This window comes from Sphaerimonospora cavernae, assembly GCF_042435035.1.
In the GTDB taxonomy this organism is placed as follows: Bacteria; Actinomycetota; Actinomycetes; order Streptosporangiales; family Streptosporangiaceae; genus Sphaerimonospora; species Sphaerimonospora cavernae.
The window spans coordinates 683,460-699,510 of record NZ_JBHMQT010000003.1 but is presented as its reverse complement, the minus strand read 5'-3'; the positions used below and the strand labels follow the sequence as shown (position 1 = coordinate 699,510).

Genomic DNA, 16,051 nt, shown 5'->3' with positions numbered 1-16,051 from the left:
GATACGTCGATATGGAAGAATTAGTCAGGCGTTTTGGCCGTCCCGGACAAATTTCGCGGATGGAGGGGGCGTGGCACCCACGTTGCGACGGGTGGCGACGATCGCGCCGCTCCACCTCGTCGTGCTGGCTGGGCGGGAGAGGCTGGACCGGCCGGTTCGCTGGGTCGCGGTCAGCGAACTGGAGGATCCCACCCCGTTCCTGGAGGGCGGCGAGCTGGTGCTGACGACCGGCATGCGCCTCGCCGAGGCCGACGCCGTGCCGTACGTCTCGCGGTTGGTCGCGCGCGGCGCCGCCGGTCTGGGGTTCGGTGTGGGGCTCAGCCATGGGGCGGTCCCGCCGGGTTTCGTCGCGGCGGCGGATGCCGAGGGGCTGCCGCTGTTCGAGGTGCCGAGGGACACTCCGTTCATCGCGATAGGCAAGGCGGTCAGCGAGCTGCTCGCGGCCGAGCAGTACGAGGAGATCAGCCGAGCCTTCGCCGCTCAGGGGCGCCTCACTCGCTCCGCCCTCCAGCCGGAGGGTGTCGCGGCCGTCATCGACCGTCTGGCCCGCGAGATCGGCGGCTGGGTGCTTCTGCTCGACGAGACCGGTGCCGTACGGCACGCGGCCCATGTGACCGGCCATGTGACCGGCCATGTGACCGGCCACGTGACCGGCCACGTCACCGGCCACGTCACCGGCGTCACCGGCAGCGCAGCCGGAACGGCGGGGGACCGGGAGCCGGGTTGGGCGGAGGCGGCGGCGCGGATGCTGGAGCCGGAGCTGATCCGGCTGAGGCGGACGCCCACGCTTTCCAGCGTGGCGCTGGCCGGTCCGGACGAGCACGTGATCGTCCAGCCGCTCGGTCGCCGTGCGTTCTTCGCGGTCGGGTCGTGTCGGCCGTTCTCCCCGACCCGGCACACGATCGTCAACGCGGCCGGTTCGCTGTTGACGCTCTCCATCGAGCAGGAACGGGCGCGAGGCCGCGAGCAGCGGGCCGCTGAGGCCCGGGTGCGGGCGGCGGCGCTGAGCCTGCTGCTCGTGGGCGAGGTCGGGGCGGCCGAGGAGGCGCTGGCGGCCCTGAGCGGGAAACCGGGACGGCAGGCCGGGCAGCCGGCGCGAAAGCCGCCCCAGCTGCCGCGGGGGCCGCTGTCCGTGCTGGCGTGCGCTCACGCCGACATCGATCTCGACGACCTCGCCGAGGCGCTGCCCTGCTTCACGGCTCCCCGAGGCGGCTTGCTGGTGGCGATCCCCCCCGCCGAGGAGGCCGAGGCGATCGCGGAGATCGCGGGCAGGCACGGCCGGGTGGGCGTGAGCTCTCCCGGAGTGGTCACCGTCGAAGGCTCCGCGGACGATCCCGCCGGGCGCGTCGCGGGGAATGTCGCGGGGGATCTCGCCGCGGGTCTGGACCAGGCCGAGCGGGCGCTCGCCTCGGCCACCCCCGCCAAACCTGTCGTGCGCTTCCCCGATCTCGCCGGCCAGGGGCTGCTGTCCCTGCTCGATCCCACCGCGGGGGCGTCGTTCGCCGCCGCGCTCCTCGCGCCACTGCGGGAGTACGGCTCCCGCGCCGATCTCGTTGAGTCGCTGGGCGCCTACCTGGCCTGCAACGGTCACTGGGACGCGGCGGCTCAGCGGCTCGGGGTGCACCGGCACACACTCAGGTATCGGATGAAGCGGGTGAGCGAACTGCTCGGCCGCGACCTCGATGACCCGGCGGCGCGGGCCGAGCTGTGGATCGCGCTGTCCCTCTGATCGCCCCTTGTGATCGACCTCTCGTGATCACCGCCGTCATCAGCGCTTTCAACAGCGCTTTCATCAGGGGGCGGTCGAGCACTCGGGATCGGTCATGAAGCTGCGGATGGCGGCGGTCGTGATGGTTTCGTACGTCCTGCCATCGGCCAGATGACCGGCACGTTCCAGGCTCAGCGCACCCTGGGCGGCGGCCCACACCGCGTCGGCGATCCGTCGTGGCTGCGTCGGCACCAGATAACCGGCGGAGATGCAGTCGGCGATCACCCGGTCGACGATGTTCAACGCGGCCCGGGCGAGCGTGCGGGCCCGCTCACTCGGCACGAAACCGGGGATGGCCCGCTCGAACATGAGACTGTAGTAGCCCGGCTCGGACAGTGCGGCGTCTCGGTAGGCCGGACCCAGTGCGGTGAGGTGCTCCAGCGGGTCGCGGCGGTCCGGAACTGCCTCAAGGCGGCGTCGAAAGCGCTCGAAGCCCTCCAGATACAGAGCTTCGGCGAGTCCCTCGTTGCTGCCGAACATCGTGTAGATGACCTGGGCCGAGCAGCCCGCCTCGGCGGCGATCCGGCGGACGGTGAGGCTCTCCGGCCCGGAGGAGTCGAGCAGCCGGCCGGCGACGTCGAGCAGGCGCGTGCGCAACTCGTCGTATGTGCTGCGGTGGCCGCGCGTGTAGGCACCCTGAAGTCCGAGCGGCGCCGGCGTACCCATCAGCGACGAGCCCTTCTCATATCGGGAGTCTCACAAACCAGACCCGGAAGATGACTTAACCATGCCGCTCGTCTTTCAAACCGCATTGAAACGGAAAACATCCCGAAATTGCCGCGCATTCGTGACCAGGCGAAAGCTTGTCCATATCGGCGTGTCTCCCGCCTCCGATTGTGCGGCATGGAGCAACGCCGGTGTCGGCGGGGTGGCATAGCGTGAGAAGCATGGACGTGAGCCCCAGCCCCGAACGACGCAGTTCCGACCCTCGCCCCTTCTGGCTCGCCGGTCGTCCCGCCATGGGCGACGCCGAAGGGACCGTGACCAACTCCCACGACCGGCGCGTCGTCGGGGCGTACTCGATCCCCACCGCCGAGCAGGTCGAGCAGGCGGTGGCGGCGGCGGACGCGGTCCGCGGACAGGCCGCCGCGCTGCCCCTGCATGTTCGTGCGGAGGCGCTGGCCCATGTCGCCCGCCGCCTCGCCGAGCGGGCGGAGGAGCTCGCCCAGTTGATCAGCGGCGAGAACGGCAAGCCCGTCTTCTGGGCGCGGGGGGAGGTCGGCCGGGCCGTGTCCACGTTCCGCTTCGCCGCCGAGGAGACCCGGCGCTTCAGCGGAGAGGTGCAGCGGCTCGACACCGAGGCCGCCGCCCAGGGCCGTCTCGCCTACGTCTCGCGGGTGCCGTACGGACCCGTGCTGGCCATCACGCCGTTCAACTTCCCGCTCAACCTGGTGGCGCACAAAGTGGCCCCGGCCATCGCCGTCGGCGCCCCGATCATCGTGAAGCCTGCTCCCAAGACCCCCCTGTCCGCGCTGGTGCTCGGGGAGATCCTGGCCGAGACCGACCTGCCGGAGGGCATGTTCTCCGTCCTGCCGGTGCCGAACGAGCGGGCCGGCGCGCTCGTCGAGGATCCCCGGCTGCCCGTCGTCTCGTTCACGGGTTCCGGCCCGGTCGGGTACGCGATCCTGGACCAGGTGCCGCGCAAGCACGTCACGCTCGAGCTCGGCGGCAACGCGGCGGCCGTGGTGCTGGCCGACGCCGACCTTGACTGGGCCGCCGGGCGGATCGCGCTGTTCTCCAACTACCAGGCCGGTCAGAGCTGCATCGCCGTGCAGCGCGTGATCGTGGAGGACGCGGTCGGCGAGGAGTTCACCGAGGAGCTGGTCAAGGCCGTCGGCGCGCTCGTCACCGGGGACCCGGCCGACGAGAAGACCCAGGTCGGCCCACTCGTCAGCGAGGAGGCCGCGGTCCGGGTGGAGAGCTGGATCAAGGAGGCCGTCGCGGCGGGTGCGCGCGTCCTCATCGGCGGCACCCGTGACGGCGCGACCATCGCCCCGACCGTGCTCGCCGACGTGCCGGCCGACGCGAAGGTCTCGTGCGAGGAGATCTTCGGTCCCGTCATGATCCTGCATCGGGTCGGCTCCGTCGACGAGGCGTTCGCCGCGGTCAACGACTCCAGGTACGGCCTGCAGGCCGGGGTGTTCACCCGCAGCGTCGACATCGCCTTCCGGGCCAACCGGGAGCTCGAGGTCGGCGGCGTCATCATCGGCGACGTGCCGTCGTACCGGGCCGACCAGATGCCCTACGGCGGTGTCAAGGAGTCCGGCGTCGGACGAGAGGGCCTGCGGTCGGCCATGGCGGACCTGACCTACGAGAAGGTCATGGTCCTCACCGGCCTCACCCTCTGATCACATGACTCGGCCGACCGGGGCGGCAACCCGGTCGGCCGTTCCTCACCTGGTGAGCTCGCTCACCCGGTCAGTTCGGCGGCGCGGGTACGGGCCCACGCGTCGGCGGCCAGCACCTCCTCGACCGATGAGGCCGGTCCCGGCGCGTGCTCGGCGACCACCCGCTCCACGGTGTCCATGATGCCGAGGAACGGCAGGCCACCCTTGAGGAACGCCTCCACGCACACCTCGTTGGCCGCGTTGTAGACGGCGGGAGCCGTACCACCCTGGGCGCCGACATGGCGGGCCAGCGCGACGGCCGGGAACGCCTCGTCGTCGAGCGGCTCGAACGTCCAGGTGTGCGCGGCGGTCCAGTCCACGGCCGACGCCGCGCCCGGAACGCGCTCGGGGAACCCCAGCGCGAGGGATATCGGCAGCCGCATGTCGGGCGGGCTCGCCTGGGCGACCGTGGAACCGTCGGTGAACTCGACCATCGAGTGGATCACCGACTGTGGGTGCACCACCACGTCGATCCGGTCGAAGCCGATGTCGAAGAGCAGGTGTGCCTCGATCACCTCCAGGCCCTTGTTGACCAGGGTGGCGGAGTTCACCGTGATCACGGGGCCCATGTTCCACGTCGGGTGGTTGAGCGCCATCTCGGGCGTGACGTCCCCCAACTCCGCCCGGTGCCTCCCCCGGAACGGGCCGCCGCTCGCCGTCACGACCAGGCGGCGTACGGCCCGGGCGTCGGCTCCGGACGGCCCGGCGGCCCACAGGCACTGGGCGAGTGCGGAGTGCTCGGAGTCCACCGGGAGCAGCTGCCCCGGCGCGGCCAGCCGCTTCACCAGCGGTCCGCCGACGATCAGGGACTCCTTGTTGGCCAGCGCGAGCACCCGGCCCGCCTCCAGGGCCGCCAGGGTGGAGGTCAGTCCGAGCGCGCCGGTGATCCCGTTCAGCACCATGTCGCAGGGGAGGGCGGCGAGCTCGGCGACGCCCTCCGGCCCGGCCAGGATCCTCGGCCGTGCGCCGCACGCGGCGAGGGCCTCACGGAGCGCCGGTACGGCTGCCGCGTCGGCGACGGCGACCGCCTCCACCCCGAACCTGGCGGCCTGACCGGCCAGCAGGTCGACGCGACCGCCCCCGGCCGCCAGGGCGGCCACCCGGAAGCGCCCGGACGCGCGTCCGACGACGTCGAGCGCCTGGGTGCCGATGGACCCGGTCGACCCGAGCACCACGATCGAGCGTTCCCGCCCGGGCGGTGACGGGGGTGGTGAACCCGAGGGCGACTCGGCCGGCTGACGGCGATCTGTGGTCATAGCCTCATTGTCTCCGAGGAGGACCGTTCGGTGGACCGGCACGCAACCGCCATCGGATTCACTGAAAGTAGCCACGAGACGACAGATCGTGGTCCAAACTCGGGTTCCATGTCTCCCTGTCTCCCCCTGCTCGCCCTCGCCGCCCTCGTCGCCGGACTCACGGGAGTCCCGCAGCCCGGGGCCGTCACCATGCCCGCCATGCCCTCTCCGGCCGCCTCCGACATCGTGGATCACGTGGCCGCGTCGGCCCTGGGCACGTACTGGACGCCGGAGCGGATGGAGCGGGCGCTCCCCATAGACCTGCTGTCCACGGTCAGGCAGGTGGAAGTGGCGACCGCCGGTATCCTTCCGGCTGCCGTGGCCTCTCCCGTGCCTTCCCCATCTCCCTCCCCAGCTCCCTCCCCGTCTCCCGACGCTGCTTCCGCCGGGCCCCGGCGCGTACGGCAGGCCGGACTGGCACGCCGACCCGGCATGCCGCAGGCCAGGACGAGCGGGTCGAAGTGGAACGCGGGCGGTGCGGTGACGAGCACCACCGGTCGGGTGTTCCTGACCATGGACGGCGTCGACTTCGTCTGCTCGGCCAGTGCCGTACGCAGCGCGAACAAGGACGTGGTGGTCACGGCCGGACATTGTGTGAAGAACGGCTCGGGGTCCTGGGCGGAGAACTGGACGTTCGTCCCCGGCTACCGTGCCGGACAGAGACCGTACGGCGCCTACACCGCCCGGCGGATGTTCGTCGCCGGGCCGTGGGCCCGTGGCGGGAACGACGACTACGACCTGGGCATGGTGGCGGTGACCACGGCGAACGGCCGCCACCTCGGCGACGCCGTGGGCGGCCAGGAGATCGGCTTCAACGCCCGGCGGGGGCTGCGCACCTACGGGTTCGGCTTCCCGGCCGACCCGCCCTACAACGGGGAGCACCTGTTGTACTGCGCGGGTGTGGTCCGCGCGGATCCCCAGGGGCAGACCCGCGATCAGGGGCTGCGCTGCGATCTCACGGCAGGGGCGAGCGGCGGGCCCTGGCTCACCGGCTTCGACCCGGCCACCGGCCGCGGCACGCTCACCTCGGTGAGCAGCTTCAAGTACAGCAACGACCACCGCACGATGTACGGCCCCTACTTCGGCGCGGCGGCGAGAGATCTGTTCCAGGCCGCCCAGCGGGCGTGACACATTGACTCAGGCGTTGGAGCCACCGGTCAACGGAGGGCGGCGAAGGTGAATCGAGGACGCCCCGCCATCGCCGGACATCCCTAGACTGGGACCGCCGGCACATCGGCTCGCCGGGCTCGCCAACACACAAGGTGCTGAAATGTCAGTTGATCTCGGGATTCCCACCGTCCGGACCCAGCCGATCGCCAAGCGGCGGGCATCACGCCAGATCATGGTCGGCCCGGTCGCGGTGGGCGGGAACGCTCCCGTTTCGGTGCAGTCGATGACCACCACGCCGACCTCCGACGTCAACGCGACACTTCAGCAGATCGCCGAGCTCACCGCGGCCGGCTGCCAGATCGTGCGGGTGGCCGTACCGTCGCAGGACGACGCCGACGCGCTTGCGTCCATCGCGAAGAAGTCCCAGATCCCGGTGATCGCCGACATCCACTTCCAGCCGAAGTACGTGTTCGCCGCCATCGACGCCGGGTGCGCGGCCGTACGGGTGAACCCGGGAAACATCAAGAAGTTCGACGACAAGGTCGGCGAGATCGCCAAGGCCGCCTCGGCCGCCGGGGTGCCGATCCGCATCGGCGTCAACGCGGGCTCGCTCGACCCGCGCCTGCTCAGCAAGTACGGCAAGGCCACCCCCGAGGCGCTGGTCGAGTCGGCGCTGTGGGAGTGCTCACTGTTCGAGGAGCATGACTTCCGCGACATCAAGATCTCGGTGAAGCACAACGACCCCGTCGTGATGATCCAGGCGTACCGCCTGCTCGCCGAGCGGTGCGACTATCCGCTGCACCTCGGCGTCACCGAGGCCGGCCCCGCGTTCCAGGGCACGATCAAGTCGGCCGTCGCGTTCGGCGCGCTGCTGGCCGAGGGCATCGGCGACACGATCCGGGTCTCGCTGTCCGCGCCGCCGGTCGAGGAGGTCAAGGTCGGCGCCCAGATCCTGGAGTCGCTGGGCCTGCGCGAGCGCGGCCTGGAGATCGTCTCCTGTCCGTCCTGCGGCCGGGCCCAGGTGGACGTCTACACCCTCGCCGACCAGGTTCAAGCGGGGCTGGAGGGGCTGAAGGTCCCGCTCCGCGTCGCGGTGATGGGCTGCGTCGTCAACGGCCCGGGAGAGGCACGCGAGGCCGACCTCGGCGTCGCCTCCGGCAACGGCAAGGGCCAGATCTTCGTCAAGGGTGAGGTCATCAAGACCGTGCCCGAGTCGCAGATCGTGGAGACCCTCATCGAGGAGGCCCTGCGCCTCGCCGAGGCCATGGGCGTGGATGTGGACCTCGACGACGAGCCCGGTCCCGAGGTCGTGGTCCACTGATCGTCGTAGGCCCTGATCGTCGTAAGCCACTCACTCCATTACACTCCGCAATGGAGTGACTACGAAATGGCAATGATCGGGTAGTGTGGGCGGTAGCCCTGCGATCACGTCCGGGAAGCTGTCCTCTGCCGTTTGAGAGCAGAGGGAGCGTGGCCGGTGAAGCGGGTCGTCGGAGTGTTCGCGGGTGTGACGGTGCTGGTCACCGGATTGGTCGGGCCGGTCGGCCCGGTAGGCCCTGTCTGGGCGATCGGCGCCGCCGGAGCGCGGGTTCTCCCGGACGCGTCCCACCCGGCGCCCTGGCGGGGACGGCAGGGGATCACCTGGGGTCCCTGTGAGCGTTCGGGACTGTCGTCGAAGCTCGGCGCCGCCCTCGGCCCCGTGCTGCCCGCCAAGCCGAGCAGGAACCGGGCGCAGGGAGAGGAGTGCGGGACGGTCCGGGTGCCGCTCGACTACGCCGAGCCGTACGGCCAGCAGATAACGATCGCGTTGAACCGGATCAGAGGCTCGGTCTCCAGGGACGGCAACCACCTCGGCTCGCTGCTGGTCAATCCCGGGGGTCCGGGCGGCTCGGGGTTGGAGCTGGCCAGGTTCGTCGCGTCCCAACTGCCCCGGGACATCGCCGCGAGGTTCGACGTGATCGGGTTCGACCCGCGCGGAGTCGGCGCCAGCCGGCCGGCCATCGCCTGCGTGAATCCCAAGCACTACTACGCCCCGCCGCGCCCGGACAACGTGCCGCGCGGCAAGGCCGAGGAGGACGTGCTGGTCGCCCGGGCCAGGCAGTACGCCGAGGCGTGCGGCAACCGTTGGTCGTGGTTCCTGCCGTACCTCACGACCGAGAACACGGCGCGGGACATGGACATGATCCGCGCGGCCCTGGGCGAGGAGAAGATCAGCTACCTGGGCTACTCGTACGGCACCTATCTCGGTGCCGTCTACGCCACGTTGTTCCCCAAGCGGGTACGCCGGCTCGTGCTGGACAGCGTGGTCGACCCCGAGGGCGTCTGGTATGACGTGAACCTCGCCCAGGACCGCAGCTTCGATCGCCGCCAGCGCGACTTCCTTGCCTGGATGGCGGAGCACCACGACGCCTACCGGCTGGGCCGTACCGAAAGGGCGGTGGAGTTCGCGTGGTCCTCGATGCGGTCACGCCTGCGGGAGCGGCCGGCCGGGGGGATCGTCGGCCCCAGCGAACTGGACGACATCTACACCTCGGGCGGCTACTCGAACCTGCTCTGGCCGGCTCTCGCCGAAGCGTTCTCCGCCTACGTGCGCAGGGGGGACACGACCGGCCTCGTCAAACTCTTCCACGACCAGGCCGAGGTGGACGCCGAGGAGGAGAACTCCTATGCCGTCTATCTGGGAGTCGAGTGCCGCGACGCGGCCTGGCCGCGTGACTGGTCCCGCTGGCACGCGGACACGGTGAAGATGCACGCGAAGGCACCGTTCATGGCCTGGCAGAACGCCGTCTACAACGCGCCCTGCGCCTTCTGGCCGGTGCGCGGCGGCACCCCGGTGAAGATCGGGGCCGACCGACTGCCGCCGGTGCTGCTGATTCAGGCCGAGCGTGACGCGGCCACGCCGTACGCGGGCGCCCTGCGCATGCGCGGCCGCTTCCCGACGGCCCGGCTGCTCACCGAGGTGGGCGGGGGCAACCATGGTGTGTCGCTGGCCGGGAACCCCTGCGTCGACCGGCAACTCGCCGCATATCTGCGGGACGCGGCCCTGCTGCCGCAGCGCCGGGGCGTACGCGGCGCCGACGCGACCTGCCCGGCCCAGCCCGGCCCACGGCCGACGGCACGGAAATCGGCGGCAGGCAAAGCGGCGGCACGCAAAGCGGCGCCGGGGGCCGTACGGGATCACCGGGACCTGCTCAGGACACCGAGGCACGACCTGGTGCGGCCGGCACGCCGTTAGGGAGGGCTTCACGAGTCATCTCCCGCTGCGGGCGGACGGCGCCTCGCGAACAGTCCCCGACTTCCAAAAACAACATGGTCGCGTAGGCTTGGCCCGTGATGCTGCGTACATCGGCGTCGCGCGTGCTCGACGACAGCGATCGCGACGAGGTGCTGGCGCTCCTCGACACGGACCCGGTCGCCAACGTATTCGTCGCCTCCCGGGTCAGGGCCGTGGGGCTCAACACCTCGCGGCTCGGCGGCCAGATGTGGGGGTTCGGCCCGCGCGGCGGGCTCGTGTCCCTGTGCTATGCCGGAGCCAACCTGGTCCCCGTCAACGCCACACCCGAGGCCCTGCACGCGTTCGCCGACCGCGCGCGCAAGCAGGGACGGCGCTGCTCGTCGATCGTCGGTCCGGCGGAGGCGGTCGAGCGGCTATGGGAGCGGCTGGAACCGCACTGGGGCCCGGCCCGCGCGATCAGGAGGTCGCAGCCGGTCATGGTGACCAGGTCGCTGCCGCCCGTTGAGCCGGACCCGCTCGTACGGAGGGTCCGCCCCGAACAGTTCGGCATCCTGCTGCCGGCCTGCGTGGCGATGTTCACCGAGGAGGTCGGTATCTCCCCGGACAGCGGGGACGGCGGCGCGCTCTACCGGTCGAGGGTCGCCGAACTGATCCGCATCGGCCGGTCCTACGCCAGGATCGAGGACGGGCGGGTGGTGTTCAAGGCGGAGATCGGCGCGGTCACCCCGCAGGCCTGCCAGATCCAGGGTGTGTGGGTGGATCCCGAACTCAGGGGGCGCGGTCACGCGGTGACCGGCATGGCGGCCGTCGTGGAGCAGGCGCTCGGTTACTTCGCCCCGCTCGTCACCCTTTATGTCAACGACTACAACCTGCCCGCCCGGGCCGCCTACCGGAAGGTCGGCTTCCGGGACGTCGACACCTTCATGTCTGTCCTGTTCTGAACACGTCCCGGGTGGGATGTGGGGAACGGCCCGGTTCGACCGGGCCGTTTTCTTACGTCTCGATGGTGATCTGCCAGCGCGGGGGCCGTTCCTCCAAGCTACACGAGCACTGTCCGCAGCCTGGAACCATGTCGTACTCCCTCCTGCTCCGTTGCCTGATAATCGAACGTTCCAAGTGTGACCGGACCGCGACCCACCGTAAAGGCCAGAAACAGCTATCCCGCCCGGAACCGGAGTGCGGCCATCACCTCATTCCGTCTCAGAGTGCGATATGTCAGATCAAGTGCGTTTACGCCCGCAATTGTGACTGTATGGGGCGGTTATTCGGGACGTTATTCATCCGCCGCGAGCTTCTCGGCTGCCCACACCCCGGTCGAAGGCCGCCCACGCCAGGGTCCTGGGTGGACGAAGCGCCGCAACGGGCAGGGACGGGAGTACAACCTGCGAGTGACACTAATGCTCCGGTGACAGTCGGCCTTTCGGATGGGACCTTGGTTCAGGGGCTATCCGAGGGGGCGGGGTCATGGACGCCTGGTCGGTCCCGGGATACCGGGAAGTGCGCGAGTTGGCGACGGGCGGCACCGGCAGGGTGGTGCTCGCGACCTACACCGCCACCGGGGCCTATGTCGCCGTCAAATATCTGCGTGACGAGCTGAGGGGCGACCCCCTGTTTCTGGCCGGGCTCCGTCAGGAAGCCCGGATCATGGTGGAGCTCGACGACCCCGCCATCGTGCGGCTCTACGAATACGTCGAGGCCCGCGACGGCGCGGCGATCGTCATGGAGCTCATCGACGGAGTCTCTTTGCGCGCGATCCTCGCCCAGCACGGACCTACCGGCCCGGAGGCGGCACTCGCGGTGCTGAAGGGGTCGCTCAAAGGTCTGACGGCCGCACACGCCGCGGGCATCGTGCACCGGGACTACAAACCGGAGAACGTGCTGGTCCAGGCCGACGGGACCAGCAAGCTCTCGGACTTCGGGATAGCCACGCCGAGCGGAGAGCCCGGCATGCCCGCCGGGACACCGCCCTACATGGCACCGGAGCAGTGGGACTGCGGGCCCTCCGGCCCGGCCGCCGACGTCTACGCAGCCACCTGCGTGTTCTTCGAATGCCTCACTGGGCGGAAGCCGTACCGGGCCGAGCACCCGACAGCGCTGCGCCACCAGCACCGGAGTGCGCCGATCCCGGTCGTCGACGCGCCGGCCCCGGTACGCCGCCTCATGGCGCGGGGACTGGCCAAGAACCCGGCCGACCGGCCGGCCGGCGCCCGGGCGTTCCTCACCGAACTGGAGGCCGCGGCGGCCGGGGCGTACGGATCCGACTGGGAGCAGCGCGGCCGCCGCCGCCTCGCCGAACTGGCCACCCTGCTGGCGCTGGCGTTCCCACTGGCGACCCCGGCCGAGCCGATCGAGGTGAGCACCTCGATCGCCCGGACGGCGTACACCGCGACCCCGTTCGCCCGGGTGTCGCTTCGCCGGCGGCTGTCGCGTCGGGGGTCGCTCGCCGAGGTCCGCTCGGGGCCCCGGTTCACGATCGGCGCGGCCGTGCTGTCGGCGTTGGTGCTCGTGGCGATCGTCGCGGCGGATCGGGGCATTCCCTCCGCCCGGATGTTCACCCAGCCGAACAGACTCAGCCCGCCGCCGCACAGCCGAATCGTGCAACCGTCGCCGGGCCCGGGCGTGTCCTCACCCAGGCCGTCCGTGCCCTCCCCGGTGCTGTCCCGCACGATGCCCGACTCGCACCCGACCGAAACGGCCCCCGCCCAACTGGCCCCGGCCAAAATGGCGCAGCGCGGTTCCGCGGCCGGACAGCCGATCTTCGGGTGGCCTATTGATCCCGACACGACCAGCGGGCCGACCGGCGGCCCCACTATCGAGCCTTCTGATGAGCAGACCACCGCGCCGACGACGCCACCCCTGAAGGTGACGGCGCTCGACATAACCGAATTCGACGGCGATTCGGCGACGATCGGCGTGCGGACCATCAGCAGCGGGCGAGCACTGCTCATGGTCCGGTTCGCCGAGGGTTCCTCCCCCGGTCGGCTGGCCCCCGGCCCGCGCCGGACCATCCCCCTGCGTGGTGCGACCTCCTACGAGCAGACCGTCCGGTACGGCTTCCCGCCACCGGCCTGCGGCACCACCGTCTTCCGGCGGGTGACGGCCAGGACGATGCCGCGGGCGGCGGGCGGGACCAGGGCCAGGCTGATGAAGGTGACGAGTGCGCCCTGCCCGTCCGTCTCCATCGACTCCTGGGACGGCACGGAGGCCACCGTACGGGTGACGGCCACGGACACGACGGCCCCGGTGGATCTCACGATCGCCTTCAGGCAGCGGCTGACGTACGAGGGGCGAACCGCCGCCGTCAGGCGTGAAGCGACGAGGAGGCTGTCCGGATCGACGGACTACACGACGTCGTTCAAGGTGTCGTTCGAGCAGCCGGAGTGCGGTTTCGAGGATGTCAGGACCGCCACGGTCACCACCTCACCGGGGGGTGCGACGGCCTCTGCCGACGTGGTGGCGAAAGGGCGCCCGTGCCCCCACGACGCCCCTCCGCCGACGGCCTCCCCAGAGCCCGAGATGACTGATCAGCGTGAGGTGTCGGAGCCTGGCCAGGGCCCGGCGTGGCCCCAGAGGGACGAGACGGGCATGGAGTAGATGCCGCCGCCATGGGAGCCGGCGAAGGTTCCCAGATGCAGGACGGCTCCGGCGAGCATCCGATCACCCAGTCGATCCTTCAACCAGCGCAGATGCTTCGACGCCTCGCTGCCGGGGGAACTGCTGGCCTTGACCTCGAGGCCGACGACGCGGCCATCGGAGCTCCCCGTTCCCTCTGGCGAAGTCCCCGCTGACCGTTCGGCAGTCCCCACACGGACCATTCGACCCGGGGCCGGTGACCGGCCTCGGGTTCTTTGCTCCATATTCATGCTATTTAGTCGGCATATGTCCCGATTCCGGGTCGCCGGTGTGAGATGCCCCACAGATGTCTTCGCGGCCGACGCCGGTCCGATTTGTCCGCGTGGATGAAACGGACATATTACTACAATAGGGGTGTTTATTGCATGAAGGCATCTATAAAGCGATAATGCCAGCCTAAAAGCTGCAGGTGGCTGTTTATGGTCGCATCCGACTGGAAATCAACATGCACAGGAAAGGTAACCGACAATAGATTGCGAGGGCATTCATCCATATATTCGGGATTGATGTCTCGGGAAAAATCACAGAACGGGGGAACAATATGACGATGTTCGCGAAGGTTATCGCAGGGCTGGCGCTCGGCACCGCGCTCGCCGGTGGCATCGTGGCCCTGGGGGCCACCGCCGCCGGGGCCAGCACGGGCCCGGACAACAACCGCCTCATCAACAACAACAACGACTACATGCACAACAACCACTGGTTCTATCCGCAGAACAACTGGTGGAACCAGCTGGGCAGGGCCGACAACCGCAACGGTCGCGAAGCGCTCGGCATGGCCGTGAAGGACGTCGTGCTCGGGTTCCAGCAGAAGGACAACCGGGACGACAAGCAGTTCCTCAACAACTGGTGGAACAACCACGCGATGTTCGGTGGCAACAACTCGTACGACAACAACCGGAACATCAACGAGCACCCGCTCCAGCAGAACCGTGGGGTGAACCAGCCTGTGCTCGTGCAGCCGGTCCAGCAGCGGGTGGTCCAGCCGGTCCAGCGTGAGCGCGTGATCGAGCCGGTCGCGGTCCAGCCGGTCCAGCAGCGGGTGATCCAGCCGACTCTGCCGATCAACGGGTTCCCGCGGTTCGGCGAGGGGCTCGGCCGCTTCTGAGCAGGGTATGGCCTGCCGCTTTTCCCGGCACCTGAGCTGACCATCAGGTCGCAGCGGTCCTTCCCGGCCGCCCGCAAGGGCGCGCCGGGGAGGACCGTGGGCGTCTCCCCGGGTCAGGAGACGGGCACGTTGCGCAGCGCCTCGCGCCGGCTCAGGCCGCTGATGCCCTGGTGGTTCACATAGCGGACGACCTCGTCCGGGTCGGTCTTGGCGTACTCGCGAAGCGCCCAGCCGATGGCCTTGCGGATGAAGAACTCGGTGTCCGACAGATTCGGCTCGATGCACGCGTACAGCAGGCCGAGATCCGTGCGCTTCTTGAACGCGTTCTGACACAGGATCGAGGCGCGCCGCTTCCACATGTCGGCGTCGCCCGCCCACTCCAGCATGAGCGGGCGCATCGCGTCGGGATAGCGCTCCAGCAACGTGCCGACCCGGTGCACGGCAATGTCGTCGACCACGTCCCACCAGGCGCCCGTGACGATCATTTCCTCGTACATCGGCACTGTGTAGAGCGTCTGCCACGACTGGTAGTAACGGTGGGCGGCGAGCTCGATCGCGGCGTACCGCTCCTCGCGGTACTCGGCCTCCCGCCACAGCGAGAGTACGGCCCTGCGCCACTCGGGCGCCGATTCCAGGCGATGCTCCCGGAAGACCCGTCGCAGGGCGTTCCGGCGTGGCACGGACGTCACACCGAGAAACGGCATGACCGATTTCATGTAGGCGGCCATGGCCGGGGCGCGCGAGGGGTCTGCCACCTCGGTCAGCGCGAGCCGTACCTCCTCGACAAGCGTCGTCATCGTGATCCGCCGGTCTCGTCGCCGGAGGCGAGGCCGTCGAAAACTACCTTGACGAAGTGGTCGGCGAGGGCGCCCGTGTCCAGGTGACCGTCGGGGCGGAACCACCGTGCGGTGACCCAGACCGTGTCGCGGATCATCCGGTAGGTGAGTTTGGGATCCACGTCGGAACGGAACTGTCCCACGGCCTGGCCGCGCTGGATCTGCTCCACCCACATGCGCTCGACCTCGTCCTCGGCCCGATCCAGGTAGCCGAAGCGGTCGTCGGGCAGTGACCGCAGGTAGCTCCAGTCGTTCTGCATCACCGTGATGGCCGCGCGGTGCGCGTCCAGGGATCCGAATCCGATCCGCACCATCTCCGAAAGGACCGACCGGGGATCGCCGTCGCCGCTCAGCACTGCCCGGTAGCGGGCGGTCACGTCGTCGAGGAAGGTACGGAGAACCTCGTCGACGATGGTTTCTTTGGAATCGAAGTGATGGTAGAGACTTCCCGAGAGGATGCCGGCCTCCAGGGCGATCTCCCGGACCGTGGTGGCCTGGAAGCCTTTTCGTGCGAAGAGCTCGGCGGCGAGTTTCACGAGGTGATCGCGGCGTTCTGACGCGCCCGCGCCGTTGGCGACCGCTCGCCTCGCCCGCGTCGTAGCGGAGGTGGCGCCTGAGTTCTTTCGCTGGCTCACGGGCTCCATTATGGGCTCTCAAGCAAGGGCTCGCTCAAAATTCCGGC

At 69.8% G+C, this 16,051-nt stretch carries 12 protein-coding genes; 8 read left to right on the top strand and 4 right to left on the bottom strand.

The window, feature by feature from the left end:
• Positions 1-70 precede the first annotated feature (70 nt).
• Positions 71-1,729, top strand: a complete 1,659-nt coding sequence (locus tag ACFHYQ_RS03730; RefSeq protein WP_394299598.1) for a PucR family transcriptional regulator — start codon at positions 71-73, stop codon at positions 1,727-1,729.
• Positions 1,730-1,792: 63 nt separating this feature from the next.
• On the opposite strand, the gene ACFHYQ_RS03725 is transcribed toward ACFHYQ_RS03730, so the two are convergent.
• Positions 1,793-2,434 (bottom strand): TetR/AcrR family transcriptional regulator, encoded by a 642-nt coding sequence (locus tag ACFHYQ_RS03725; RefSeq protein ID WP_394299597.1) that lies wholly within the window; start codon positions 2,432-2,434, stop codon positions 1,793-1,795.
• Between the two features lie 221 nt (positions 2,435-2,655).
• On the opposite strand from ACFHYQ_RS03725, the gene ACFHYQ_RS03720 reads away from it, so the two are divergent.
• A complete protein-coding gene (locus ACFHYQ_RS03720; RefSeq protein WP_394299596.1) occupies positions 2,656-4,116 on the top strand; it encodes an aldehyde dehydrogenase family protein in 1,461 nt (486 codons plus the stop codon).
• Positions 4,117-4,178: 62 nt separating this feature from the next.
• On the opposite strand, the gene dxr is transcribed toward ACFHYQ_RS03720, so the two are convergent.
• On the bottom strand, positions 4,179-5,330 hold the full coding sequence (dxr, locus tag ACFHYQ_RS03715) for a 1-deoxy-D-xylulose-5-phosphate reductoisomerase (RefSeq protein ID WP_394299662.1): 1,152 nt from the start codon (positions 5,328-5,330) through the stop codon (positions 4,179-4,181).
• Positions 5,331-5,519: 189 nt separating this feature from the next.
• Here dxr and ACFHYQ_RS03710 point away from each other — a divergent pair, with 189 nt between their 5' ends.
• From ACFHYQ_RS03710 to ACFHYQ_RS03685, 6 genes are all read left to right on the top strand, one after another.
• On the top strand, positions 5,520-6,578 hold the full coding sequence (locus ACFHYQ_RS03710; RefSeq protein WP_394299595.1) for a trypsin-like serine peptidase: 1,059 nt from the start codon (positions 5,520-5,522) through the stop codon (positions 6,576-6,578).
• Positions 6,579-6,720: 142 nt separating this feature from the next.
• Positions 6,721-7,881, top strand: a complete 1,161-nt coding sequence (gene ispG, locus ACFHYQ_RS03705) for a flavodoxin-dependent (E)-4-hydroxy-3-methylbut-2-enyl-diphosphate synthase (RefSeq protein ID WP_394299594.1) — start codon at positions 6,721-6,723, stop codon at positions 7,879-7,881.
• Between the two features lie 156 nt (positions 7,882-8,037).
• Complete coding sequence (locus tag ACFHYQ_RS03700) at positions 8,038-9,795, top strand: alpha/beta hydrolase (RefSeq protein WP_394299593.1); 1,758 nt, start codon at positions 8,038-8,040, stop codon at positions 9,793-9,795.
• Positions 9,796-9,893: 98 nt separating this feature from the next.
• Complete coding sequence (locus tag ACFHYQ_RS03695; RefSeq protein WP_394299661.1) at positions 9,894-10,736, top strand: GNAT family N-acetyltransferase; 843 nt, start codon at positions 9,894-9,896, stop codon at positions 10,734-10,736.
• 523 nt (positions 10,737-11,259) lie between these two features.
• A complete protein-coding gene (locus ACFHYQ_RS03690) occupies positions 11,260-13,389 on the top strand; it encodes a protein kinase domain-containing protein (RefSeq protein ID WP_394299592.1) in 2,130 nt (709 codons plus the stop codon).
• A 586-nt stretch (positions 13,390-13,975) separates the two neighbouring features.
• Positions 13,976-14,533: a hypothetical protein gene (locus tag ACFHYQ_RS03685; RefSeq protein ID WP_394299591.1), complete on the top strand. Its 558-nt coding sequence runs from the start codon at positions 13,976-13,978 to the stop codon at positions 14,531-14,533.
• Positions 14,534-14,646: 113 nt separating this feature from the next.
• Here ACFHYQ_RS03685 and ACFHYQ_RS03680 read toward each other — a convergent pair whose 3' ends face one another.
• Both ACFHYQ_RS03680 and ACFHYQ_RS03675 read right to left on the bottom strand, forming a co-directional pair.
• Positions 14,647-15,330, bottom strand: coding sequence for a DNA alkylation repair protein (locus tag ACFHYQ_RS03680; RefSeq protein WP_394299590.1), 684 nt, complete (start codon positions 15,328-15,330; stop codon positions 14,647-14,649).
• Complete coding sequence (locus ACFHYQ_RS03675) at positions 15,327-16,013, bottom strand: TetR/AcrR family transcriptional regulator (protein WP_394299589.1); 687 nt, start codon at positions 16,011-16,013, stop codon at positions 15,327-15,329. The genes ACFHYQ_RS03680 and ACFHYQ_RS03675 overlap by 4 nt, the downstream gene beginning before the upstream one ends.
• Between the last annotated feature and the right edge of the window lie 38 nt (positions 16,014-16,051).